Origin of the sequence: Pauljensenia sp. OF14-1SRA (assembly GCF_027694595.1) — a bacterium.
In the GTDB taxonomy this organism is placed as follows: domain Bacteria; phylum Actinomycetota; class Actinomycetes; order Actinomycetales; family Actinomycetaceae; genus Pauljensenia; species Pauljensenia turicensis_B.
Map to the genome: position 1 here is coordinate 1 of NZ_JAQEVQ010000014.1, position 21,609 is coordinate 21,609.

The following is a 21,609-nucleotide window of genomic DNA, read 5'->3' on the forward strand; positions in this document are numbered from 1 at the left end:
ACTAACAACACGCCGCCATTAGCAACGATTTTTGTCTATTAACCCGTGCGAGGCCTCAAAGAGCGCGCGACCTCGTCAATCAGAGACCACGCACACGCCAAAGCCGAACGCCGTGAACAAGCGCAGTGAGCTCCGAGTAGCACAATGCCCTAAAAACACGTGTGGCCCCGCTCCACAAGGAGCAGGGCCACAAGCCAAGAAAACGAAGGATCAGCGCTTCGAGAACTGCGAAGCCTTACGTGCCTTCTTGAGGCCTGCCTTCTTACGTTCGATGACGCGAGCGTCACGAGTCAGGAAGCCAGCCTTCTTGAGTGCCGGGCGGTTGGCATCGCGGTCGATCTCATTGAGAGCGCGCGAAATGCCAAGGCGCAGGGCGCCTGCCTGACCGGAAATGCCGCCACCGTTGATACGAGCGACAACGTCGAAACGGCCATCAAGGTCAAGAAGGACGAACGGGGACTTCACGAGCTGCTGGTGCAGCTTGTTCGGGAAGTAATCCTCGAGGGTGCGTCCGTTGATCTTCCATTCGCCGGTTCCAGGAACCAGACGAACACGGGCAACGGCCTCCTTGCGGCGACCAAGGCCCGCGCCGGGCGCGGTGATGGACTGGCCGGCGCCTGCGGGCGCGGTTTCAGTCTCAGTGGTGTACGAGCTAGGGGCGTTCTCCTCATCCAGCTCGACGATTTCGGTGGTCTCAGCCACGGTTCTCCTCAGTGCTTATGTCGATTATTCAGTGGCACGAAGCTCACTGAGCAACCTGGGTGATCTCGTAGGGAACCGGCAACTGGCCGGCGTGGGGGTGCTCAGCACCGGCGTAAACATGCAGCTTCTTGAACTGCATACGGCCGAGGCTGGTGTGAGGAAGCATGCCGCGAACGGCCTTCTCAACCGCACGCTCAGGCGACTTGGCCATGAGGTCACGGTAGGAGGTTGCGGTCAGACCACCGGGACGACCAGAGTGGCGGTAGGCCATCTTCTGCTCGAGCTTCTTACCGGTCAGAACGACCTTGTCCGCATTAATGATGATGACGTTGTCACCCATATCCATGTGAGGGGCGAACGTCGGCTTGTGCTTCCCACGAAGAATGGCGGCAACCTGAGCCGCCAGGCGGCCGAGGACGACGTCGGTGGCGTCGATGACGTACCACTTCTTGTCTGCGTCCCCAGGCTTGGGTGAATAGGTGCGCACGGGCGTAACCTTCAATTCTTGTCAGTCATGGAGCATCAATCCCCAATGTCAGGATCGTGCTCGCGATGTAACGGTTCGCGCGAGGCGTCAGTTGCAGCTCAACGGCGAGTGGGAATACACCGAGGGCGCTAGCTAACGCACAGCATCATCAAGTCTATCGGGCAGGATTGAGCCGGTCAAAGTTGCTGAGCCTTTGTGTCCGATCCCTCAGTTGCCATGACCACCCCCACCGCGCTTGTTCACCGTACGGGCAACCCGAAGAAAACCGTTCCGGTGCTGATCCCGGCCTCGTGAATTGGTGAACAAGCACGCACGAACGCTGGCGTACCAAGGCAGACTGGGCCTAACTCCTATCGCCACAACACGAATCACGACGGGACCGCGCTTGTTGAGCGCGCGAGGCCCACTGATCCGGCGCCGGATAGTCCACGCCCTCCAGAGTCAGTCCGTGCGCAGGAGCAATCGGCGCCGCGCTTGTTCGAGAGCAGGCTTGAAGCAACTCATACGGCCAGTCGACGCTCCGGCGCCCCAGCCCCACTTCAACAAGCGCGCCAACAAGCGAACGCACCATCGAGTGGCAGAACGCATCAGCATCGACAAAACACTCAACAAGCGCAGACTCTGGCGCGCCCTGTTGAGGAGTAAGCGCCCCCGAACGATGAACAAGCGCGGTTGAAGACGGCTTGAATTCCAGGCGTGTCAGTGTGCGAATCGTTGTGGCTCCCTCGCGTGGCCGGCAGTACGACAGAAAATCATGCTCGCCAAGCAATTGGGCTGCTGCCCGATTCATCAGGTCAACATCTAGGGGTTGTTCAAGACTCAGAACATCAAAACGGCGGAGCGGATCGACTGCCCCGCTCATCAGCCTGTAGCAGTAGTGACGTCCGAGAGCAGAAAAACGCGCATCGAAATCCGACGAAACGACATGCGCTTCGCGGATCACAATATCGGCCGCACCTTTGGGCGCATTCAGGGCGCGATCGCGCATCCACTGCCCGTACGCGCGCGCAATCACACCGTTCAATCGGCGAACAAGCGCGGTCGCACAGGCCTCCGCAGTCGATTCTGCCCCTCGAGGCGCGAGCTTTTCCCACCGCGCTTGTTCAACGTCGAAGTGGGCCACTTGATGGCGCGCGTGCACTCCAGCATCCGTTCGCCCAGCGACCGTCAGCGTAGTTGAGCACCGAAGTACGAGGCCTAGGCCAGCTTCAATTTCACCTTGCACGGTTCGTTGGCCTGGCTGGGAAGCCCACCCATGGAAATTCGTCCCGTCGTAGCTGAGGTCAAGACGGATGCGAAGAATGTGAGGTGCTTGAACAAGCGCAGTGGATTCTTCAACAAGCGCGACAGGTTCGCGAACGAGCGCGACAGATTCGTGAACAAGCGCGGTGGAAGCTAAGGGGTCAGAGTTGCTCATAGAGACCACGCGCGCACTCCCCCAATGATGCCTGCGTCATTGGGCACGATGATGACATCGTCACCTAGGCGGGCGCGATGTCCGCTTGTAATCAGCTTCGAGTTGCCGCCACCAAGGTAGAGACGGTCCCACATGTACATGGGACGAAGTCCATCGATGACACGACGGACGCGACGCGACCAGTGCGCATCGCCAAGTCGTAGCCGTTCATGTTCCCCGATGTAATCGTCGTAGGTCAGGCCCCAACGGACGAAGCCCTGTGACACTTCAACGTGAGGTGCCAGCACTCCGGAATCAAAGACCGCATTGCCGAGGCCCGTCCCTAGGGTGATGATCATTTCGAGCCCCGTACCGATAATGACACCGGCTCCAGCAACCTCGGCGTCATTCAAAACCTTCGTGGGCAAGCCAAGCGCCCTTTCGATGCCTCCTCTCATGTCGAAATGGTCCCAACGTTCAACGAGCTCGGGAACCACTTTAGAGCGAGGGCCGGAGCGCGTGATGTAGTGCGGGGTAGCCACAACCACTCCGTGTCGGATCATTCCAGGCATTCCCATGGTCACACGGTTAGCTTGAGGGAGGTTGTTCGCCAGATCCTGCGCGACTTCGATCAAGAGCTCCGGTGGTAGCGGGTACGGTGTAGGCGTGCGAATCGCCGGTGCGATCATCGTGCCTCGTTCGTCAACGACGGAGCCTTTAATTCCGCCACCACCGCAGTCAATTGCGAGCGTCATGGGTTCAGACATGCCACCAACTCTAACGATCCACCGCGCTTGTTCACCGATTTAGTCCGAATTGTCGTCGATTCCCACCGCGCTTGTTCACCGCCATGGGCCCGCCTGCATATGCCCGATAGTCGGCCTGAGCATGAACAAGCGTGGTCACAAAACACCCCAAACGTGAACAAGCAGAGCCACAAAAACACGCCACGCCTGAACAAGCGCGGTGGACGCAAACAAAAAGGTGGGGCCGGAAACGCATCAGCGTCTCCGACCCCACCTCAAAAGTGAGAGTCAATCACGGGCAAGCCCGCGACCTAGTCACTCAGCTTCAGATGCCTCAACCTCGACCTCTTCGGCCTTGGGGGCTTCCTCAACCTTTTCAGCCGGCTTTTCAGCTGCCTTGGCGGCAGTGTCTTCAGCCTTCTTCACAACGGCCTTCTTCTCGAGCTTCTCGAGAACAATCTCGATGCGCATGAGAGGAGCGTTGTCACCCTTACGGTTACCAACGCGGATGAGGCGGGTGTAGCCACCCTGACGCTCAGAATCGATGGCCGGCGCGATCTCGTCGAAGAGCACGTAGAGTGCTTCCTTCGAGGTGATCTTCTTAGCAACCGTGCGACGAGCGTGCATGTCGCCACGCTTTGCCTTGGTCACGAGCTTCTCGAAGTAAGGCTGCAGAAGCTTAGCCTTGGCTTCGGTAGTCGTGAGTGCACGGTGTTCGATGAGCTGAGTCGCGAGGTTCGCCAGGATCAGCTTCTGGTGTGCCGGGCTTCCGCCCAGACGAGCACCCTTCTTGGGGGTGGGCATTGTGTCTCCTACGGATTAGGTGCGTCCATCGGACGCATAAGGGTCAGATGGACTGTTCGTCGCTGAACTGGACCGAACCAGACTCAGAGGCACCCGGGATCGGCATAACCGAATCCTTGAGTGTCATGCCGAGAGTGGCCAGAGATTCCTTGATCTCTTCGATCGACTTGGTGCCGAAATTACGAATATCAAGAAGATCAGCCTCGGAGTGAGCGACAAGCTCGCCCACGGTGAGGATCCCACGACGACGCAGCGCGTTGTAAGAACGAGACTGCAGGTTCAGGCTTTCGATCGGCAGAGCAAGGTCTGCTGCGAGGGTTTCATCGGTGGTCGATGGACCCACTTCGATGCCTTCTGCTTCCTCATTCAGTTCGCGCATGAGGCCGAACAGTTCAACAAGGGTCTTGCCAGCCGATGCAAGAGCATCGCGCGGGGTGATCGCCGACTTGGTCTCCACGTCGATGACGAGGCGATCAAAGTCGGTACGCTGTGCAACACGAGTTGCCTCGACCTTGTAAGTGACCTTGACAACCGGCGAGTAGATCGAATCGATCGGAATCCGCGAGATTTCAGCCTGAGGATCCTTGTTCTGCGCTGCGGAAACGTAACCGCGTCCACGCTCAACGGTCAGTTCGATCTCGAGCTTGCCCTTATCATTGAGGGTGGCGAGGTGAAGATCCGGATTGTGGATCTCAACGCCTGCAGGCGGGGTGATGTCGCCAGCGAGGACGACACCGGGGCCGGCCTTACGCAGGTACATCACGACGGGTTCATCCATCTCAGAAGAGAGGACGATCTGCTTGATGTTGAGGATGATCTCTGCGACATCCTCCTTCACACCTTCGATAGTGCGGAATTCGTGGGCAACGCCATCGATACGGATGGACGTGACCGCCGCGCCCGGGATCGAAGAGAGCAGGGTACGACGCAGGGAGTTACCCAGCGTGTAACCGAAGCCCGGTTCGAGGGGTTCGAGTGTGAAGCGTGAACGGTGTTCGCTGACTTTTTCCTCGGTGAGGATTGGTCGCTCTGCAATGAGCACGTCTTGGTCCTTTCTTCCCGGCGCCCGCCATATGACGCCGGACAGTGGATCCCACGTGAGTGGGACGGAGGGTGTGAGCACGACCGAGTGGTGTGCTCAGACGTGGAGATGCAATGCCGGGCGGCAAAGCATCCCGGTGCGACGAATCAGACGCGACGACGCTTCGGGGGGCGAGCGCCGTTGTGTGCCTGAGGGGTAACGTCCTGGATCGAGCCGACCTCAAGGCCAGCAGCCTGGAGGGAACGGATCGCGGTTTCACGGCCAGAGCCGGGCCCCTTAACGAAGACGTCGACCTTCTTCATGCCGTGTTCCTGGGCGCGACGTGCGGCCGCCTCTGCTGCAAGCTGCGCAGCGAAGGGGGTGGACTTACGCGAACCCTTGAAGCCGACCTGGCCAGACGAGGCCCAGGCGATAACGGCACCAGTGGTGTCGGTCAGGGAAACGATGGTGTTGTTGAACGTCGACTTAATGTACGCGTGACCGTGGGTAACGTTCTTGTTGAGCTTGCGGCGCGGCTTACGAGCAGCACCGGAGCGCGAAGTTTTTGCAGCTGCCATTGTGTTTAACAGTTCCTTCTTCAGTCGTATGAAGAACTATCCGCCGTAAAGGCTGGAAGTCCTTAGGCCTTACTTGGCCTTCTTCTTGCCTGCAACGGTGCGCTTCGGGCCCTTGCGGGTGCGAGCGTTGGTCTTGGTGCGCTGACCATGGACCGGCAGGCCACGACGGTGGCGAAGACCCTGGTAAGAGCCAATTTCGATCTTGCGGCGAATGTCAGCCTGAACCTCGCGGCGAAGGTCGCCCTCAACCTTGAAGTTCGATTCGATGTATTCACGGAGCTTGACGAGATCTTCCTCGGTGGCGTCCTTCACGCGGACGTCCGGGCTGACGCCCGTCGCTTCGAGGGTCTCGGCGGCGCGGGTGCGACCGACTCCGTAAATGTAGGTAAGTGCAATCTCCAGTCGCTTTTCGCGGGGGAGGTCGACACCGGCAATACGTGCCATGTTGTTGGTGCTCCAGTTATTCCTCGGAGGTCGTCATCACATCTTCCGGATGAGCCATCCGGCCTCGGCCTCCGAACCGAGGGTCGCGTATTCGCGCTTGATGTGATCCTGTGGGCGGTTGTGCCCGGGTCAGCTACGTGAGGATTTCAGCCCTGACGTTGCTTGTGCCTGGGGTTGTCGCAGATGACCATGACATTGCCGTGGCGACGAATCACCTTGCACTTGTCACAAATCTTCTTGACACTCGGCTTGACCTTCATGGTTATTCCTCCACCGTCCGTAGACGGTCGTGTCGGGGTTTACTTGTAGCGGTAGACGATACGGCCTCGGGAGAGGTCGTAGGGGCTCAGTTCGACGAGAACTCGATCCTCGGGGAGGATTCGAATGTAGTGCTGTCGCATCTTTCCGGCGATGTGACCGAGCACAACGTGCCCATTGGTCAGTTCCACACGGAACATCGCGTTCGGCAGGGCCTCAACGACCGTGCCTTCCATTTCGATGACGCCGTCTTTCTTTGCCATATCCTCCGTCTGTCCTCTACGTTCTTCGGATGAGTCGTGACCCAATGGCCACGGGGCGCATACAGCGCGTACGACACAGTCGACATGCGACACGCCCGAAGATCTACGATACAGCAAAAGCACATCCCTCTGGTAGTTGACTGCACTGTCGACTGCCTCACCTTCGGCCGGATTCATCGACGAGGACAGGAGTAGCGGCCGAGTTCGTCGACGAGGACTGGAGTACGGGCCGGATTCAGCAACAAGGACGGAGCGGTACACCGGACGAGGTAAAAGGCCTCGCCCTCCTCCCCCTACTGTGATGCCTTGCCGTTTCAATGACACCTGGAAGCCGCACAGAGCATCATCATTCCGCACCCCACAAGGCATCGTCCGCAACGAAAGCGGCCGCTGTCGCGAAGACATTGATACACTGGGATCGCCTGCCTCAGATCAACAAAGGAGTTGTCATGACGCACAAACTCAGACGGGTGGTGGCATCATGTTCATGAACGGCAAAACATCAACCGGTAGCGCTGTCTGGTGGAATGTCGGCTTCGCCCTCTGTCTCGTAGGCGTCGCATTGAGTGCACCGCGCTGGAACTGGATCTTCTGGGTGGGCGCCCTCGTCTACATCGTCCGCGCCTTGGTCATCGTCGCGAAGAGCTACAGCTCCTCGAAGAAATCAGGACATTCCCCGGACGAGTATTCCCCTCGCTAACGGTCGGCTTGGGCTCAGTCGATCACCGATCGCCCGATCTGATACTCCGGCAGGAGAGTCGCAGAGTCGCGGGGGCGCGGACAAAGGTAAGTGTCCGCGCCACTGTGTGCGCCGTCGTGCTTACAGCGCGTCGGCCTCGCCACGAGGAGCAGAGCCAGCGTTGCGACATCTGTGTCAGAGTTCGATCGGTTCGACCCCGAAAGGCGCGAGCCCAGCCTTTCCATAGTCGGGGGCGGTGAGCACGCTGATGCCGTCGTCGAGGATCGCGACCGTGTGCTCCCAATGGGCGGCGTCCGAGCCATCGACGGTACGGACAGTCCATTCGTCAGACTCGGTGAGGGTCTCGATCGAACCCGAAGTTAGCATCGGCTCAACGGCAAGCACCATACCGGGCTTCACGCGCGGGAAGATTCCACGAGCGTCGTAATTCAGGACCTCGGGATCTTGGTGCATCGCAGTGCCAATACCATGGCCTGTGTATTCCTCGACGATACCGGCTTCCCAGCCGAACTCATCGTCATACTTGGCAACGACTTCTTCGACGGCGCGACCGACGCTGGAAATACGACGACCCTTTTCGAGGGAAGCGAGAGCCGCCCACAAGGACTCGCGCGTCACAACGTCCAGTTCACGGCGTCGCTTCATCGTAGCCTCGTCAATTCCCTGTGGGTGAGCACCCGAGCCGCGCTTTCCTGCCATGAAGGACTCGTCATCCACCCACTCGTCACCCACGATGATGGAGAACGCCGCGTCACCGTGCCACTGCTTGCCGCCGTGAGACACCCAAGCCCCACAGTCGAAGGAGACGATGTCCCCATCCTTCAGCTTCTGCTTGCCAGGAATACCGTGGACGACCACATCATTCACAGAGATGCAGACCGTGGCCGGATAGCCGTAATAATTGAGGAAGTTCGAGGTCGCTCCCCCGCGCCTAATCGCGTCGGCGGACACTTCATCCAGTTCAGCCGTAGTCACACCAGCGTGCACCGCTTGGCGCAGGCTCGCGTGAATGTCAGCAACAACCAAACCAGCCTCACGCATCCAGCGGATCTGGTCTCGAGTCTTCAACTCAATACGCTGCATAACGGTCAGTTCTTCGCGACAGAATCGAGGACAGCGAAAATACGCTCAGTCACTTCGTCGATCGAACCCGAACCATCAACAACCCGAAGCAGATCACGGTCGGCGTAGTACGCTGCAACCGGTTTAGTCTGCTGGTGGTAGACCTCAAGGCGGTGACGCATGACAGGCTCAGTGTCATCGGTGCGATGCTGTTCCTCGGCACGCTTCATCATGCGGGTCACAACTTCGTCCTCGTCAACCTGGATTTCAAGAACCAGGTCAAGTTTGATGCCGATCTCTGCGCACATGTCGGCAAGCACGTGAGCCTGTTCCACGTTGCGCGGGTAGCCGTCAAGAAGAAAACCGTTCGCAGTGTCCGGAGAAGACAGACGCGCCTTCACCATCGCGTTGGTCACCGAGTCGGGAACGAACTCACCACGGTCGATGAATGCCCTGGCTTGCAGGCCAATCTCAGTGCCTTCAGACATGTTCGTACGGAAAATCTCACCCGTAGAAATAGCCGGAATACTCAGCTTTTCCGCGATACGAGTAGCTTGCGTTCCCTTACCTGCTCCGGGCGGGCCCAGAAGAACCATGGCGATCATTGCAAGAAGCCTTCGTAATGATGCTGCTGAAGCTGAGTATTAATCTCCTTCACGGTCTGCAGACCGACACCCACGATAATCAGGAGCGTCGTTCCTCCGAACGGCATCTGCGACTGGGAAATCTTCAGCGGAATGATAAGGAGTGATGGCAACAGGGCAACGATCACAAGGTAGAGGGCGCCAGCACTCGTAATGCGGTTAATGACATAAGACAGGAACTCGGCGGTCGGACGACCTGCGCGAATACCTGGAATGAAGCCACCGTAGCGCTTCATGTTGTCAGCAACCTCTTCAGGGTTAAAGGTAATCACCGTGTAGAAGAAGGCGAAGAAGAGAATCAGGAGTGCATAAATCGTGAGGTAGACCCACGATCCCTGATGCAGGTTCGCCGAAAGCCACTGAACCCAACCGTCGGTCTGGGCACCAAACTGAGCAATCATCAACGGCAACGCAAGAATCGACGAAGCGAAGATGACCGGGATAACGCCAGACATATTGATTTTCAGCGGGATGTACGTAGTCGTGCCACCGTACTGACGACGACCGATCATGCGCTTCGCGTACTGAACTGGAATGCGGCGCTGAGCCTGCTCAATGAACACCACGGCAAGCGTGACGGCGAAGAGGAGCAGAAGGATCGCGATCACGGCACCCCACTTGCCAGACTGACCGATGGCCAGCATCTGGGAGGGCAGACGGGCAATGATCGAGGTAAAGATAAGGAGCGACATGCCATTGCCGATGCCGCGCTCGGTGATCAATTCGCCGAGCCACATGACCACGCCGGTACCCGCCATCATGATGATGATCATGATAAGGAACATCCACCAAGAGTCATCTGCCAACACTTTCGCGGAACAACCGGAGAACATACGTCCGGTGCGAGCCAATGTCAGTGTCGTCGTGGCCTGCAGGACGCCCAGGAAGATCGTCAGATAACGCGTGTACTGCGTCAGCTTGGCTTGACCAGTTTGCCCTTCCTTATGAAGGTCATCGAAACGCGGAATGACAACACGCAAAAGCTGAATGATGATCGACGCTGTAATGTACGGCATGATGCCGAGCGCGAAGATCGATAGCTGGAGCAACGCGCCACCCGAGAACAAGTTCACGAGGTCAAGAAGATTCGCTTCTTCCTGCTGAGCAAGACATTGTTGAATCGCGGTCGAGTCAACGCCGGGGGTCGGAATGTATGAACCCAGGCGGAACATCGCCATGATAAACAGCGTAAACAGCAGCTTACGACGAAGGTCAGGGGTGCGGAACGCCTGTGCGAATGCACTGAGCAAGGCTTCCTCCTACGGGTAATGGGAATGCTGGAGCATGTGCCCTAGCGACCGTGCCAGACTACCGGAAAAATGGCTCCGTGTAGACATCGGTCTTGGGTTCAAAGGTTCTGCGAGGAACCATCTATCAGTTTAAGACGCTAAAAGGGGGCGGTCCGGGTTCATGCCGGACCACCCCCAATCAGTTGTCAGCGTGCGGAAATAGTTCCGCCAGCTGCGGTGATCTTCTCCTGAGCAGAAGCTGACCAGGAATCAACTTCGATCTCAAGCTTGACGGTGAGCTCACCGGTGCCGAGCACCTTAACCGGAGCGCCGTCACGAACCGCGTGCTTTGCGACGAGATCCTCGACCGTCACCTTGCCACCCTTGGGGAACAGCTCCTCAAGCTTGGCAACGTTGACGACCTGGTACTCAACGCGGAACGGGTTCTTGAAGCCACGGAGCTTGGGCAGACGCATGTGAATCGGCATCTGGCCACCTTCGAAGCCTGCTGCCACCTGGTAGCGAGCCTTCGTACCCTTGGTACCGCGACCAGCCGTCTTACCCTTGGAGCCTTCACCACGACCAACGCGGGTCTTGGCGGTCTTGGCGCCGGGGGCCGGACGGAGGTGGTGCAGCTTAACGATCTGCACCTTTTCGCCTGTTGTGGACTTGGAGTCCGCCATGGTCAGTCGACCTCCTCAACGGTCACCAGGTGACGAACCGTGTGAACTGCACCGAGAACGGTCTCGGTGTTCTCACGGACGACGCTCTGGCCGATCTTACGCAACCCGAGGGTGCGCAGAGTGTCCTTCATGTTCTGCTTGGCGCCGATCGACGACTTGGTCTGCGTGATCTTGATGTTCGCCATCACTCATTCACCCCCGCGGAAGCTTTTTCTGCCTCAGCCTTTTCAGCCTTGGCACGCTTCTCAGCTTCACCCTCTGCGCGTGCGCGGAGCATCGAAGCCGGAGCAACGCGCTCCAGCGGAAGACCGCGACGTGCTGCAACAGCCTCAGGCTGTTCCAGTTGCTTGAGGGCGTCAACAGTCGCGTGAACGATGTTGATTGCGTTGTCAGAGCCGAGCGACTTGGTGAGCACGTCGTGCACGCCAGCTGCCTCGAGCACTGCACGGACCGGACCGCCGGCGATAACGCCGGTTCCCGGTGCTGCCGGGCGCAGAAGCACGGTGCCGGCGGCATCGTGACCCTGAACCAGGTGCGTGATAGTGCGACGGATCATCGGGACGCGAATGAAATTCTTCTTCGCTTCCTCAACGCCCTTGGAAATGGCCTGGGGAACTTCCTTGGCCTTTCCGTAGCCAACACCGACGGTGCCTTCGCCATCTCCCACGACAACCAGAGCGGTGAAGGAGAAACGACGTCCACCCTTCACAACCTTGGAAACGCGGTTGATGGTCACAACACGTTCGATGTATTCATTCTTTTCGTTGCCACGACGTGTTTCGCGGTCGCCACGACCATTGCGGCGGTCGCGACGCTCGCCGTCGCCCGAACGCTCAGAGCCTTCCTGACCGTTCCTGCCTCGCTGCGGTGCAGCCATCAGATGATCTCTCTTTCCTTCGATCCGGTCACAGCTCAAGGCCACCCTGGCGGGCAGCTTCGGCGACGGCCGCAACGCGGCCGAAATACTTGTTGCCACCACGGTCGAAGACGACGGCGGTGATGCCGGCTGCCTTCGCACGCTCTGCAATGAGAGCGCCAACCTTGGTTGCCTTTTCGGTCTTCGTGCCAGTCATGGTTTCGACGCCGGACTCGAAGTCGGAGGCAGAAACCAGGGTGTGACCGACGGTGTCGTCGATAACCTGAGCAACGATGTGACGATTCGAGCGGGTAACGACCAGGCGCGGACGCGCCGGGGTACCGTTGATCTTCTTGCGAAGGCGAATGTGACGACGCTTGCGAGCGACGAACTTGCCCTTGCCTTTGACCGTGTACGCCATCACTTACCAGCCTTTCCGACCTTGCGACGGATCGTTTCGCCCACGTAGTGGATGCCCTTGCCCTTGTAGGGTTCAGGCTTCTTCAGCTTGCGGATGCGAGCTGCGGTTTCGCCAACGAGTTGCTTGTCGATGCCGTGGACCGTGAACTTGGTCTGCGACTCAACGGTGAACTCGATGCCTTCCGGAGCTTCGACCGGAACGGTGTGCGAGAAGCCGAGAGAGAACTCGAGGTTCTTTCCCTTGGCGACCACGCGGTAACCGGTACCGGTGATTTCGAGTTCCTTCTTGTAGCCCTCGGTCACGCCGACGATCATGTTCGCAATAAGGGTGCGAGTCAGACCGTGGAGCGAACAGGAAAGGCGCTCGTCGTTCGGGCGGGAAACCAGAATCTGACCGTCTTCAATAGCCACCGTGATAGGGGCTGCGACGGTGTGTGAAAGTTCGCCCTTCTTGCCCTTCACCTTAACGTCTGCACCGTTAACGGTGACGTCGACGCCTGCGGGGATAGCAATGGGTTGCTTACCGATTCGCGACATTGTTCAGCCTCCTGCTCACCAGATGTAGGCGAGGACTTCCCCACCTACACCCTTGTCGGCTGCCTGACGGTCGGTAAGCAGACCGGAGGACGTGGACAGAATTGCCACGCCCAGGCCGCCGCGAACCTTAGGCAGGTTGGTGGACTTGGCGTACACGCGCAGACCCGGCTTGGAAACGCGCTGCAACCCCTGGAGGGCCGCTTCGCGGTGCGAACCGTACTTCAGCGTGATGGTGAGGGTCTTGCCCACGCGGGCATCCTCAACCGAGGTCGAAGCAATGTAGCCCTCTTCGACCAGGATGTTTGCGATCGCGTTCTTCATCTTGGAGTACGGCATGGAAACCGTATCGTGATGCGCACGATTCGCGTTACGCAGACGCGTCAGCATGTCTGCAATGGGATCAGTCATTGTCATTGGGGAAATTCCCCTTCCTCGTCGTGGTTTCTCCTTTTGAGACCTACGACGTCAGTGTTTTACCAGCTGCTCTTGGTGACTCCGGGGAGTTCGCCAGCAAGGGCGAGCTCGCGGAGACAAACGCGGCACAGGCCGAACTTGCGGTAGACCGAGTGGGGGCGACCACAACGGTTGCAACGCGTGTATGCACGAACGCCGAACTTCGGCTTACGTGCGGCCTTGACCTTCAGGGATGTCTTCGCCATGGGTCAGTCCTCCTTGAACGGGAATCCGAGATGACGCAGGAGCGCACGGCCCTCATCATCGGTGGAGGCCGAGGTAACGACGGTGATATCCATACCGCGAACTCGGTCGATCGAATCCTGGTCGATCTCGTGGAACATGGACTGTTCCGTCAGACCGAAGGTGTAGTTACCGTGACCGTCGAACTGCTTGGCCGACAGACCGCGGAAGTCGCGGATACGCGGAAGAGCAGTGGAGAGAAGACGATCGAGGAATTCCCACATACGATCGCCACGGAGCGTGACGTGAGCACCGATGGCCTGGCCTTCGCGCAACTTGAACTGTGCGATGGACTTCTTCGCCTTGGTGGTCACGGGCTTCTGGCCAGTGATAGCGGTGAGGTCGCGGATTGCGCCCTCGAGTGCCTTCGAATCGCGAGCTGCCTCGCCAACGCCCATGTTCACGACGATCTTAGTCAGACCGGCAACCTGCATGATGTTCTCATGCTTGAACTCGGCGCGGAGGGCGTCACGAATTTCGGAGACGTACTTTTCCTTGAGACGCGGGGTCATGTTCAGATCTCCTTGCCCTGCTCGATGCCGCGCTTGGCGCCACCGCGGGTCACGCGAACGCGGACGGTGCGGGTGCGGCCATCGCGCTCGACGACGTCCTCGCGGAAGCCGACGCGCACGCGCTGCTTGGTTTCGGGATCGACCAGTGCGACCTTTGCGATCGAGATCGGGGCTTCGATGGTCTCGATGCCACCGGTCTGACCCTGGGTCTGACCCTGGCGAACGTGACGGGTCTTCAGGTTGATACCTTCGACGAGGACCTTGCCCTCAGCCGGGAAAACCTTGATGACGCGTCCCTGCTTGCCCTTGTCGCCAGCCTTGAGGGGCTCGAGGCCCTCGGCTGCACGGCGGGCGTTGCGCTCTGCAAGCTTCTTCTCGTCGGATGAACGACCGCGAACGACCTCAACCAGGTCACCCTTACGGATCTTGGCTGCCATCAGATCACCTCCGGTGCGAGCGAGACGATACGCATGAAGCGCTTGTCGCGCAGCTCACGGCCGACGGGGCCGAAGATACGCGTGCCACGCGGTTCGCCGTTGGAATTGATAATGACGGCCGCGTTCTCATCGAAACGGATGTACGAACCGTCGGGACGGCGGGTTTCTTTGCGAGTGCGGACTACGACTGCCTTGACGACTTCGCCCTTCTTGACGTTGCCGCCGGGGATTGCGTCCTTGACGGTGGCGACGATGGTGTCACCAATACCCGCGTAGCGTCGAGCCGAGCCACCGAGCACGCGGATGGTCAGGATTTCCTTTGCACCCGTGTTGTCGGCGACCTTAAGTCGCGACTCCTGCTGGATCATTTTCTATTGACTCCTGTTGTCGAGCTGGTTCTGTTGGGAGCATTACTTCCCTCGAGCCTTGCCGAACGTGCATGAACTATTGCGCATCGATGCCGACAATAGTGAGAACGCACCACAGGATTAAATATGGTGTTGCTCGCTCTCACTACCGACGCGAGGCACAGTGCACCTTGCGTCACGCAACCCTCCAAGAGTACCCCACTTCCCCACTGACTTGAAACCGCCAGTTTCGTGAGGTGCGCCCCATCTACCGCGCTTGTTCAGCGAATCCCCTCCCTCTATCCCGCTTGTTCACCAAATCCCGTCCCTCCACCACCGCGCTTATTCACCATTTCGGGTTCACGAGGCCACGTGGCTTCATTGACCAACACACGCGAATAGGCGCGAACAACGATGCTTGATTTCTTGAACAAGCGCGGTCAAAAAGGGGTGGCCAACGGTGAACAAGCGGGCTCAAGCGTGAACAAGCGCGGTCGCAGGGAGAAGGTATTTCTTGAACAAGCGCGAGGAAAGGGCACAAAACAGCACGGAGCCCGGCTCCCCAAACTGGGGAACCGGGCTCCTTACAAAGCTCAGTGACGAATCACTTGGCCTTTTCGATGATCTCCACTACTCGCCAGTGCTTGGTAGCGGAAAGCGGACGAGTCTCCATGATGCGAACGCGGTCACCAATGCCACATTCGTTGTTCTCATCATGAACCTTGACCTTCTTATTACGACGCATGACCTTGCCGTAGAGGGCGTGCTTCACACGGTCCTCAATCTGGACAACGACGGTCTTATCCATCTTGTCAGAGACAACCAGGCCAATACGAACCTTGCGGTCGTTACGCGCGGTGCTATCTGCCATCAGAATCACTCCTCAGTGCTCGGGGCGGTGCGGTAGCCAAGCTCCCGCTCACGCGCGATCGTGTAGATACGGGCGATGTCACGGCGCACGGTCTTCATGCGACCATGATCCTCGAGGTTGCCAACAGCCTGTGCGAAGCGCAGGTTGAAGAGCTCGGCCTTAGCCTTCTCGAGTTCCTTGGACAGCTGGGCGTCGTCCATGGCATCGAGGTCGGAAGGGGTAAGTGCCTTTTCCGCCATCAGATGTCACCACCCTCTCGGACCACGAAACGGGTCTTCATCGGAAGCTTGTGCTGAGCGCGACGCATAGCTTCGCGTGCAAGCGCCTCGTCGACGCCGCCCAGCTCGAACAGAATACGACCCGGTTTGACGGGGGCAACCCACCATTCAACCGCGCCCTTACCGGAACCCATTCGGGTTTCAGCCGGCTTCTTGGTCAGCGGACGGTCCGGGAAGATGTTAATCCACACCTTGCCGCCACGCTTAATGTGACGCGTCATAGCGATACGAGCTGCCTCGATCTGACGGTTGGTCACGTACGCGCCGGTGAGTGCCTGAATACCGTAATCGCCGAACGCCAATTCGGTGCCACCGGTTGCATTACCGGTACGGTGCGGGCGGTGCTGACGGCGCCATTTTGTACGACGGGGAATGAGCATTGGGCTCAGGCCTCCGATCCGTTTTCAGTAGCTGCGGGTGCCTCGGTTGTGGGCGCCTGCTGCTGAGCGGTCTCCTGGTTCTGGCGTCCGCCGCGGCGCTGGCCACGACGATCACTGCGACGTCCGCCACGGTTGGCCTGCTCGGCCTGCTGGCGTGCGAACTCGCGCTCGGTGATGTCGCCCTTGTAGATCCACACCTTGACACCGATACGACCGAAGGTCGTGCGTGCCTCGTGGAATCCGTAGTCAATGTTCGCGCGGAGGGTGTGAAGCGGAACGCGACCCTCACGATAGAACTCGGAACGGCTCATTTCGGCGCCACCGAGGCGACCGGAAACCTGAACACGAATACCCTTGGCGCCTGCGCGCTGCGCGGACTGAATGCCCTTGCGCATTGCACGACGGAAGGAAACGCGAGCAGCGAGCTGTTCTGCAATGCCCTGTGCGACAAGCTGAGCATCCAAATCGGGGTTCTTGACCTCGAGGATGTTGAGCTGAACCTGCTTGCCGGTGAGCTTTTCGAGGTTCTGGCGGAGGCGATCAGCCTCTGCGCCACGACGACCAATGACGATGCCCGGGCGAGCGGTGTGGAGGTCAACGCGGACACGATCACGCGTACGCTCAATGTCGACCTTCGAGATGCCTGCGCGCTCGAGGTTTTCGGTCAGGTTCTTGCGGATTGCAACGTCCTCTGCAACGTAGTCAGAGTAACGCTGTCCCTTGGTGGTCGAGTCGGAGAACCAGCGGGAGCGGTGATCCGTGGTGATTCCCAGGCGGAACCCTGTGGGGTTAACCTTCTGGCCCATTTCAGCGGGCTCCCTTCTTCTTGTCTTCCTTGGTACCGACGACGAGCGTGATGTGGCTCGTGCGCTTCAGGATGCGACCTGCGCGTCCCTGTGCACGCGGGCGGAACCGCTTCATGGTCGGACCTTCATCGACGAATGCTTCGATGACCAGCAGGTCTGCCTCGTTGAAGGTTTCGCCAGCCTGTTCGGCCTTGACCTTCGCGTTGGCAACGGCGCTCATGAGCACCTTGCGGACATCGGTGGCGACTGCCTGCGGTGCGAACCGCAGGATGTCAGCGGCCTCCAGAGCAGCCTTGCCACGAACCTCGTTCACGACACGGCGGGCCTTCTGGGGCGTGACGCGGACAAAACGCGCCTGCGCCTTAGCTTCCATTTATCTGCCTCTTCTTCCGTGGAGGCCGGCTCAGCGCCGGCGTCCCTTTCGATCGTCCTTGTCGTGGCTGCGGAAAGTACGCGTGGGAGCGAACTCGCCAAGCTTGTGACCCACCATCGACTCGGTGATGAAGACGGGGACATGCTTGCGGCCATCGTGCACCGCAAAGGTCAGACCCAGGAAATCCGGGGTGATGACCGAGCGACGCGACCAAGTCTTGATGACATTCTTTGAGCCGGATTCGATTGCGGCGTCGACCTTCTTGAGCAGGTGGTCGTCGACGAACGGGCCCTTCTTCAAACTGCGTGGCATAGTTATCGACTCCTACTCAGCGGTTCTTACCGGTCTTGCGACGGCGAACGATCAGGCGATCGCTGTCCTTGTTCGGACGGCGGGTACGACCCTCGGGCTTACCCCACGGGCTAACCGGGTGACGGCCACCAGAGGTACGACCTTCACCACCGCCGTGCGGGTGATCAACCGGGTTCATAACAACACCACGGACGTGCGGACGCTTGCCCTTCCAGCGCATACGGCCGGCCTTGCCCCAGTTGATGTTGGATTGTTCAGCGTTGCCGACCTCGCCGACCGTTGCGCGGCAGGTGATTTCGACGTTGCGGATTTCGCCGGACGGCATACGCAGCTGGGCGAAGCGGCCTTCCTTGGCGACGAGCTGAACGGACGAACCGGCGGAGCGGGCGATCTTTGCGCCGCCACCGGGCTTGAGTTCGACAGCGTGGATAACGGTACCGAGCGGGATGTTACGTAGCGGCAGGTTGTTACCGGGCTTGATATCGGCGCCGGCACCTGCTTCGATGCGGTCACCCTGGTTCAGCTTGGCCGGTGCCAGGATGTAGCGCTTTTCGCCATCTGCATAGTGCAGGAGGGCGATGCGAGCGGTACGGTTCGGGTCGTACTCGATGTGAGCGACGACTGCCGGGACGCCGTCCTTGTCATGGCGACGGAAGTCGATGACGCGGTACTGGCGCTTGTGGCCACCGCCACGGTGACGCGAGGTCACGCGGCCGTTCGAGTTACGTCCACCGGTCTTGTGCAGCGGACGAACCAACGACTTCTCGGGCTCGGAGCGGGTGATCTCAACGAAATCGGAGACCGACGCGCCGCGACGACCCGGGGTCGTGGGCTTGTATTTGCGGATTCCCATTTTTGTCCTCTACCTCTCCGGTTTTCAGGCCTGATCGCCGAAGATGTCGATGGCGCCTTCACGCAGGGTCACGATTGCTCGCTTGACGTCCTTGCGCTTGCCCTGACCCGTGCGGGTCCGGTAGGTCTTGCCCTTACGGTTCTGAGTGGCCACCTGACCGACCTTGACATCGAAGATTTCTTCGATGGCAATCTTGATTTCGGTCTTGTTGGCGCGCGGGTCAACCTCGAAGGTGTACTTGCCTTCATCCATGAGGATGGAGGATTTCTCGGTGACGACGGGCTTCAGAATGATGTCGCGCGGGTTCTTGCCCGCTTCGAGGGTGCTCACTTGGTCTCCTCCTTGGTGCCGAGGAAGGACTCCATGGCTGCCTGGGTGAACACGATATCGTCGGCGTCAAGGACGTCGTAGGTGTTCAGCTGGTCTGCCCAAAGAACGTGAACCTCGGGAGCGTTACGCAGGCTGAGAGCGGTGAGCTCATCGTTACGCTCGATGACGACGAGAGCCTGACGGTCCTCGACGATCGCGCGAAGCGCTGCGAGAGCGGACTTCGTCGACGGCTTCTCACCTTCGATGAGAGCGGTGACGATGTGGATGCGACCTGCGCGTGCACGGTCAGACAGAGCGGAGCGGAGTGCGCCCTGCTTCATCTTCTTGGGGGTGCGCTGATCGTAGTCACGCGGCTGCGGGCCGTGGACGATGCCACCACCGGTGAAGTGCGGTGCACGGATCGAGCCCTGACGAGCGTTACCAGTGCCCTTCTGGCGGAACGGCTTCTTGCCGCCACCGGAAACCATGCCACGCGTCTTGGTTGCGTGCGTACCCTGGCGGGCAGCAGCAAGCTGTGCAACGACGACCTGGTGCATCAGCGGAATGTTCGTGGGAACGTCGAAGATCTCGGCGGGGAGGTCAACCGAAGCTGCCTTCTTACCCTTGAGATCGAAGACGTCGATGGTCTGAACGTCAGCCATTTCACGCACCCTTCACGGACGAGCGAACCAGGACCACGGAGTTCTTCGGACCCGGGATGGCGCCGCTGATGAGCAGCAGGCCCTTCTCGGTGTCGACTGCCTGGATCTTGAGGTTCTGGACGGTACGACGAACGCCACCCATGCGGCCGGCCATGCGCAGGCCCTTGAAGATGCGTCCGGGGGTTGCGCAAGCGCCGATCGAACCGGGCTTGCGGTGGTTACGGTGTGCACCGTGCGAAGCAGAAACGCCGGCAAAGCCGTGACGCTTCATAACGCCTGCAAAGCCCTTGCCCTTGGTGTTGCCGGAAACGTCAACAGCCTGTCCAGCCTCGAAGGTGGAAGCGTCGAGTTCCTGACCCACCTCGTAAGAGTCATGGGCGGAGGTGCGGACCTCGGTCAGGTGACGACGAGGCTCGACGCCAGCCTTTGCGAAGTGGCCTGCGAGAGGCTTGGTGACCTTGCGTGCTTCGATTTCGCCGAAACCGATCTGAACGGCGGTGTAGCCGTCGACTTCTTCGGTGCGAACCTGGGTCACAACGTTAGTGCCGACCTGCACGACAGTGAGGGGCACGAGGCGGCCGTCAGCGTCCCAAACCTGGGTCATGCCGAGCTTGCGGCCGAGCAACGCCTTAATCGGCGCAGCTGCGTGCTGCTTGTTGTCAGTAGTCATTGCAGATGTCCTCAGAGCTTGATCTCGATGTTGACGTCTGCGGGCAGGTCGATACGCATGAGCGAATCGACGGCCTTCGGCGTCGGGTCGATGATGTCGATGAGCCGCTTGTGTGTGCGCATCTCAAAGTGCTCGCGGCTGTCCTTGTCTTTGTGGGGCGACCGAATGACGACAAACACGTTCTTTTCGGTCGGCAGTGGAACCGGGCCCACAACAGTGGCGCCTGCTCGCTGCACGGTGTCCACGATCTTGCGCGCGGAGCTGTCGATGACCTCGTGGTCATACGACTTCAGCCGGATGCGGATCTTCTGTCCCGCCATGCCGTCTTACCTCTTCTCGTACAGATTCGTCACCGGTCCCCGCACTCGGGCGTGTCGCTTAAAAAAGTGACACACGTATTGCGCGGTTCCTTCTTATGTGAAGGCAGACCGTTGTCTTGTCCAAAGATCACGGGCGTTTCAGCCCGGCCCGCAGAATCCCTGCGGAACCGCCCCACGGGTCGCGGGGCAACCGTTCAAGTCTGACAGAGTCACACCTTTCCTAGCAAGTTTGAACTCGCCATCTGGAGTGTGAATCCTCATACATTACACGGACGATCAATTTGCTCATCAGCCCTCATGCGCTTCGGCGTGGAGCTTTTGGCGCACAGGTGCTTGAAGCGCCGCGAATCAGTGTACCCGCACTCGGGCGTGTCGTCTACATGGGGTGTAGTAGCGCGAGGCGCCTGTAGGGCACCGACCAGAGGTTCAGTGTTCCACAGGCGCCTAGTGCTCGCTAATGGCGCTGAGCGTTTCAGCTGCGCTTCTGGCGAACCGCAAGCACGCCCGCGACCAGGAAGAGGAGTCCGAGACCTCCAACGAGGCCTCGATTGAAGCCAGTCTTCGCAATCTTTCGCGGCCCCGAATTCGTGGTGTTCGGGGTGTTCGGCGTGCTCGGAGTGTTCGTGGTGTTCGGGGGTTCAACCAGCGTCGTTGGGTTGTTCGGCCCAGCCGGGGTGGGCTTGTACTTCACGGTGTACGTAATACCCGCCTGAGTCTTCGCATCCGCACCATTAGGCGTTTGCTCACCAATCCACGTGAACTTGAACTGAACATCACGACCACCCGTCGCAGCCGACTTCGGCGCCGGAGCTCGCCGTCGCGATCTGCTGACCTTCACGTTCAAGAACACATCTTGCTCCGCCGAACAAGCACACAAACAACCGCGAACAAGCACACAAACAACGCCGAACAAGCACACAAACAACCGCGAACAAGCACACAAACAACCGCGA

Annotated in this window: 36 protein-coding genes; 1 reads left to right on the forward strand and 35 read right to left on the reverse strand. The window is 59.4% G+C overall.

The window, feature by feature from the left end:
• Nucleotides 1-210: 210 nt before the first annotated feature.
• The 10 genes from rpsI to infA all read right to left on the reverse strand — a co-directional run bounded on the left by rpsI (nucleotide 211) and on the right by infA (nucleotide 6,699).
• Complete coding sequence (gene rpsI, locus PG731_RS07565) at nucleotides 211-702, reverse strand: 30S ribosomal protein S9 (protein WP_006681467.1); 492 nt, start codon at nucleotides 700-702, stop codon at nucleotides 211-213.
• A gap of 43 nt (nucleotides 703-745) precedes the next feature.
• Nucleotides 746-1,189 (reverse strand): 50S ribosomal protein L13, encoded by a 444-nt coding sequence (gene rplM, locus PG731_RS07570; RefSeq protein ID WP_101627626.1) that lies wholly within the window; start codon nucleotides 1,187-1,189, stop codon nucleotides 746-748.
• Nucleotides 1,190-1,532: 343 nt separating this feature from the next.
• A complete protein-coding gene (locus PG731_RS07575) occupies nucleotides 1,533-2,615 on the reverse strand; it encodes a tRNA pseudouridine synthase A (protein ID WP_270773157.1) in 1,083 nt (360 codons plus the stop codon).
• Nucleotides 2,603-3,352 carry an ROK family protein gene (locus PG731_RS07580; protein WP_270773158.1) on the reverse strand — a complete coding sequence of 250 codons (750 nt, stop codon included), beginning with the start codon at nucleotides 3,350-3,352 and terminating at the stop codon, nucleotides 2,603-2,605. Before PG731_RS07580 ends, PG731_RS07575 begins: the two co-directional genes overlap by 13 nt.
• A gap of 294 nt (nucleotides 3,353-3,646) precedes the next feature.
• Nucleotides 3,647-4,135: a 50S ribosomal protein L17 gene (rplQ, locus tag PG731_RS07585; protein WP_270773160.1), complete on the reverse strand. Its 489-nt coding sequence runs from the start codon at nucleotides 4,133-4,135 to the stop codon at nucleotides 3,647-3,649.
• A gap of 43 nt (nucleotides 4,136-4,178) precedes the next feature.
• Entirely contained in the window at nucleotides 4,179-5,177 is a 999-nt protein-coding gene (locus PG731_RS07590) for a DNA-directed RNA polymerase subunit alpha (protein ID WP_270773161.1), read from the reverse strand.
• Nucleotides 5,178-5,323: 146 nt separating this feature from the next.
• The gene (rpsK, locus tag PG731_RS07595) at nucleotides 5,324-5,734 is read right to left on the reverse strand and encodes a 30S ribosomal protein S11 (RefSeq protein ID WP_006681473.1); all 411 of its coding nucleotides are present in this window, start codon (nucleotides 5,732-5,734) and stop codon (nucleotides 5,324-5,326) included.
• 69 nt (nucleotides 5,735-5,803) lie between these two features.
• Nucleotides 5,804-6,178, reverse strand: a complete 375-nt coding sequence (gene rpsM, locus PG731_RS07600) for a 30S ribosomal protein S13 (RefSeq protein WP_006681474.1) — start codon at nucleotides 6,176-6,178, stop codon at nucleotides 5,804-5,806.
• Between the two features lie 146 nt (nucleotides 6,179-6,324).
• A complete protein-coding gene (rpmJ, locus tag PG731_RS07605) occupies nucleotides 6,325-6,438 on the reverse strand; it encodes a 50S ribosomal protein L36 (RefSeq protein WP_003790577.1) in 114 nt (37 codons plus the stop codon).
• Between the two features lie 39 nt (nucleotides 6,439-6,477).
• Nucleotides 6,478-6,699, reverse strand: coding sequence for a translation initiation factor IF-1 (gene infA, locus PG731_RS07610; protein WP_101627630.1), 222 nt, complete (start codon nucleotides 6,697-6,699; stop codon nucleotides 6,478-6,480).
• 481 nt (nucleotides 6,700-7,180) lie between these two features.
• On the opposite strand from infA, the gene PG731_RS07615 reads away from it, so the two are divergent.
• Complete coding sequence (locus PG731_RS07615; RefSeq protein WP_270773173.1) at nucleotides 7,181-7,399, forward strand: hypothetical protein; 219 nt, start codon at nucleotides 7,181-7,183, stop codon at nucleotides 7,397-7,399.
• A gap of 174 nt (nucleotides 7,400-7,573) precedes the next feature.
• Here PG731_RS07615 and PG731_RS07620 read toward each other — a convergent pair whose 3' ends face one another.
• The 25 genes from PG731_RS07620 to PG731_RS07740 all read right to left on the reverse strand — a co-directional run bounded on the left by PG731_RS07620 (nucleotide 7,574) and on the right by PG731_RS07740 (nucleotide 21,500).
• On the reverse strand, nucleotides 7,574-8,482 hold the full coding sequence (locus tag PG731_RS07620) for a type I methionyl aminopeptidase (protein WP_270773174.1): 909 nt from the start codon (nucleotides 8,480-8,482) through the stop codon (nucleotides 7,574-7,576).
• Between the two features lie 5 nt (nucleotides 8,483-8,487).
• Nucleotides 8,488-9,066, reverse strand: coding sequence for an adenylate kinase (locus PG731_RS07625; protein ID WP_270773175.1), 579 nt, complete (start codon nucleotides 9,064-9,066; stop codon nucleotides 8,488-8,490).
• A complete protein-coding gene (secY, locus tag PG731_RS07630) occupies nucleotides 9,063-10,355 on the reverse strand; it encodes a preprotein translocase subunit SecY (RefSeq protein ID WP_101627634.1) in 1,293 nt (430 codons plus the stop codon). The genes PG731_RS07625 and secY overlap by 4 nt, the downstream gene beginning before the upstream one ends.
• 185 nt (nucleotides 10,356-10,540) lie before the next feature.
• Nucleotides 10,541-11,017: a 50S ribosomal protein L15 gene (gene rplO / locus PG731_RS07635; RefSeq protein ID WP_006681480.1), complete on the reverse strand. Its 477-nt coding sequence runs from the start codon at nucleotides 11,015-11,017 to the stop codon at nucleotides 10,541-10,543.
• A gap of 2 nt (nucleotides 11,018-11,019) precedes the next feature.
• Complete coding sequence (gene rpmD / locus PG731_RS07640) at nucleotides 11,020-11,205, reverse strand: 50S ribosomal protein L30 (RefSeq protein ID WP_179369897.1); 186 nt, start codon at nucleotides 11,203-11,205, stop codon at nucleotides 11,020-11,022.
• Nucleotides 11,202-11,894, reverse strand: a complete 693-nt coding sequence (rpsE, locus tag PG731_RS07645) for a 30S ribosomal protein S5 (RefSeq protein ID WP_101627635.1) — start codon at nucleotides 11,892-11,894, stop codon at nucleotides 11,202-11,204. The genes rpmD and rpsE overlap by 4 nt, the downstream gene beginning before the upstream one ends.
• Before the next feature lie 28 nt (nucleotides 11,895-11,922).
• The gene (gene rplR / locus PG731_RS07650; RefSeq protein ID WP_101627636.1) at nucleotides 11,923-12,294 is read right to left on the reverse strand and encodes a 50S ribosomal protein L18; all 372 of its coding nucleotides are present in this window, start codon (nucleotides 12,292-12,294) and stop codon (nucleotides 11,923-11,925) included.
• On the reverse strand, nucleotides 12,294-12,830 hold the full coding sequence (gene rplF / locus PG731_RS07655) for a 50S ribosomal protein L6 (RefSeq protein ID WP_270773177.1): 537 nt from the start codon (nucleotides 12,828-12,830) through the stop codon (nucleotides 12,294-12,296). The genes rplR and rplF overlap by 1 nt, the downstream gene beginning before the upstream one ends.
• 15 nt (nucleotides 12,831-12,845) lie before the next feature.
• Nucleotides 12,846-13,244 carry a 30S ribosomal protein S8 gene (rpsH, locus tag PG731_RS07660; RefSeq protein ID WP_006681485.1) on the reverse strand — a complete coding sequence of 133 codons (399 nt, stop codon included), beginning with the start codon at nucleotides 13,242-13,244 and terminating at the stop codon, nucleotides 12,846-12,848.
• A gap of 59 nt (nucleotides 13,245-13,303) precedes the next feature.
• Complete coding sequence (locus PG731_RS07665; RefSeq protein ID WP_006681486.1) at nucleotides 13,304-13,489, reverse strand: type Z 30S ribosomal protein S14; 186 nt, start codon at nucleotides 13,487-13,489, stop codon at nucleotides 13,304-13,306.
• A 3-nt stretch (nucleotides 13,490-13,492) separates the two neighbouring features.
• Entirely contained in the window at nucleotides 13,493-14,038 is a 546-nt protein-coding gene (gene rplE, locus PG731_RS07670) for a 50S ribosomal protein L5 (protein ID WP_195224871.1), read from the reverse strand.
• A 2-nt stretch (nucleotides 14,039-14,040) separates the two neighbouring features.
• Complete coding sequence (gene rplX, locus PG731_RS07675) at nucleotides 14,041-14,475, reverse strand: 50S ribosomal protein L24 (RefSeq protein ID WP_006681488.1); 435 nt, start codon at nucleotides 14,473-14,475, stop codon at nucleotides 14,041-14,043.
• Nucleotides 14,475-14,843 (reverse strand): 50S ribosomal protein L14, encoded by a 369-nt coding sequence (rplN, locus tag PG731_RS07680; protein ID WP_006681489.1) that lies wholly within the window; start codon nucleotides 14,841-14,843, stop codon nucleotides 14,475-14,477. Before rplN ends, rplX begins: the two co-directional genes overlap by 1 nt.
• A 583-nt stretch (nucleotides 14,844-15,426) precedes the next feature.
• Entirely contained in the window at nucleotides 15,427-15,693 is a 267-nt protein-coding gene (gene rpsQ, locus PG731_RS07685; protein ID WP_006681490.1) for a 30S ribosomal protein S17, read from the reverse strand.
• A 5-nt stretch (nucleotides 15,694-15,698) separates the two neighbouring features.
• Nucleotides 15,699-15,932 carry a 50S ribosomal protein L29 gene (gene rpmC, locus PG731_RS07690; RefSeq protein WP_006681491.1) on the reverse strand — a complete coding sequence of 78 codons (234 nt, stop codon included), beginning with the start codon at nucleotides 15,930-15,932 and terminating at the stop codon, nucleotides 15,699-15,701.
• A complete protein-coding gene (gene rplP / locus PG731_RS07695) occupies nucleotides 15,932-16,351 on the reverse strand; it encodes a 50S ribosomal protein L16 (RefSeq protein WP_006681492.1) in 420 nt (139 codons plus the stop codon). Before rplP ends, rpmC begins: the two co-directional genes overlap by 1 nt.
• A 5-nt stretch (nucleotides 16,352-16,356) precedes the next feature.
• Nucleotides 16,357-17,157: a 30S ribosomal protein S3 gene (rpsC, locus tag PG731_RS07700; protein ID WP_270773179.1), complete on the reverse strand. Its 801-nt coding sequence runs from the start codon at nucleotides 17,155-17,157 to the stop codon at nucleotides 16,357-16,359.
• Nucleotide 17,158: 1 nt separating this feature from the next.
• Nucleotides 17,159-17,530, reverse strand: a complete 372-nt coding sequence (gene rplV, locus PG731_RS07705; protein ID WP_006681494.1) for a 50S ribosomal protein L22 — start codon at nucleotides 17,528-17,530, stop codon at nucleotides 17,159-17,161.
• A gap of 30 nt (nucleotides 17,531-17,560) precedes the next feature.
• On the reverse strand, nucleotides 17,561-17,842 hold the full coding sequence (gene rpsS, locus PG731_RS07710; protein WP_006681495.1) for a 30S ribosomal protein S19: 282 nt from the start codon (nucleotides 17,840-17,842) through the stop codon (nucleotides 17,561-17,563).
• 16 nt (nucleotides 17,843-17,858) lie between these two features.
• Nucleotides 17,859-18,695 carry a 50S ribosomal protein L2 gene (gene rplB, locus PG731_RS07715; RefSeq protein ID WP_006681496.1) on the reverse strand — a complete coding sequence of 279 codons (837 nt, stop codon included), beginning with the start codon at nucleotides 18,693-18,695 and terminating at the stop codon, nucleotides 17,859-17,861.
• Nucleotides 18,696-18,719: 24 nt separating this feature from the next.
• Nucleotides 18,720-19,025, reverse strand: coding sequence for a 50S ribosomal protein L23 (gene rplW, locus PG731_RS07720; protein ID WP_270773180.1), 306 nt, complete (start codon nucleotides 19,023-19,025; stop codon nucleotides 18,720-18,722).
• Nucleotides 19,022-19,666, reverse strand: a complete 645-nt coding sequence (gene rplD, locus PG731_RS07725) for a 50S ribosomal protein L4 (protein ID WP_195224875.1) — start codon at nucleotides 19,664-19,666, stop codon at nucleotides 19,022-19,024. The genes rplW and rplD overlap by 4 nt, the downstream gene beginning before the upstream one ends.
• Nucleotide 19,667: 1 nt before the next feature.
• Complete coding sequence (gene rplC / locus PG731_RS07730; RefSeq protein WP_101627644.1) at nucleotides 19,668-20,336, reverse strand: 50S ribosomal protein L3; 669 nt, start codon at nucleotides 20,334-20,336, stop codon at nucleotides 19,668-19,670.
• Nucleotides 20,337-20,347: 11 nt separating this feature from the next.
• Entirely contained in the window at nucleotides 20,348-20,656 is a 309-nt protein-coding gene (rpsJ, locus tag PG731_RS07735; RefSeq protein WP_270773183.1) for a 30S ribosomal protein S10, read from the reverse strand.
• A 472-nt stretch (nucleotides 20,657-21,128) separates the two neighbouring features.
• Nucleotides 21,129-21,500: a hypothetical protein gene (locus PG731_RS07740; protein ID WP_270773184.1), complete on the reverse strand. Its 372-nt coding sequence runs from the start codon at nucleotides 21,498-21,500 to the stop codon at nucleotides 21,129-21,131.
• Between the last annotated feature and the right edge of the window lie 109 nt (nucleotides 21,501-21,609).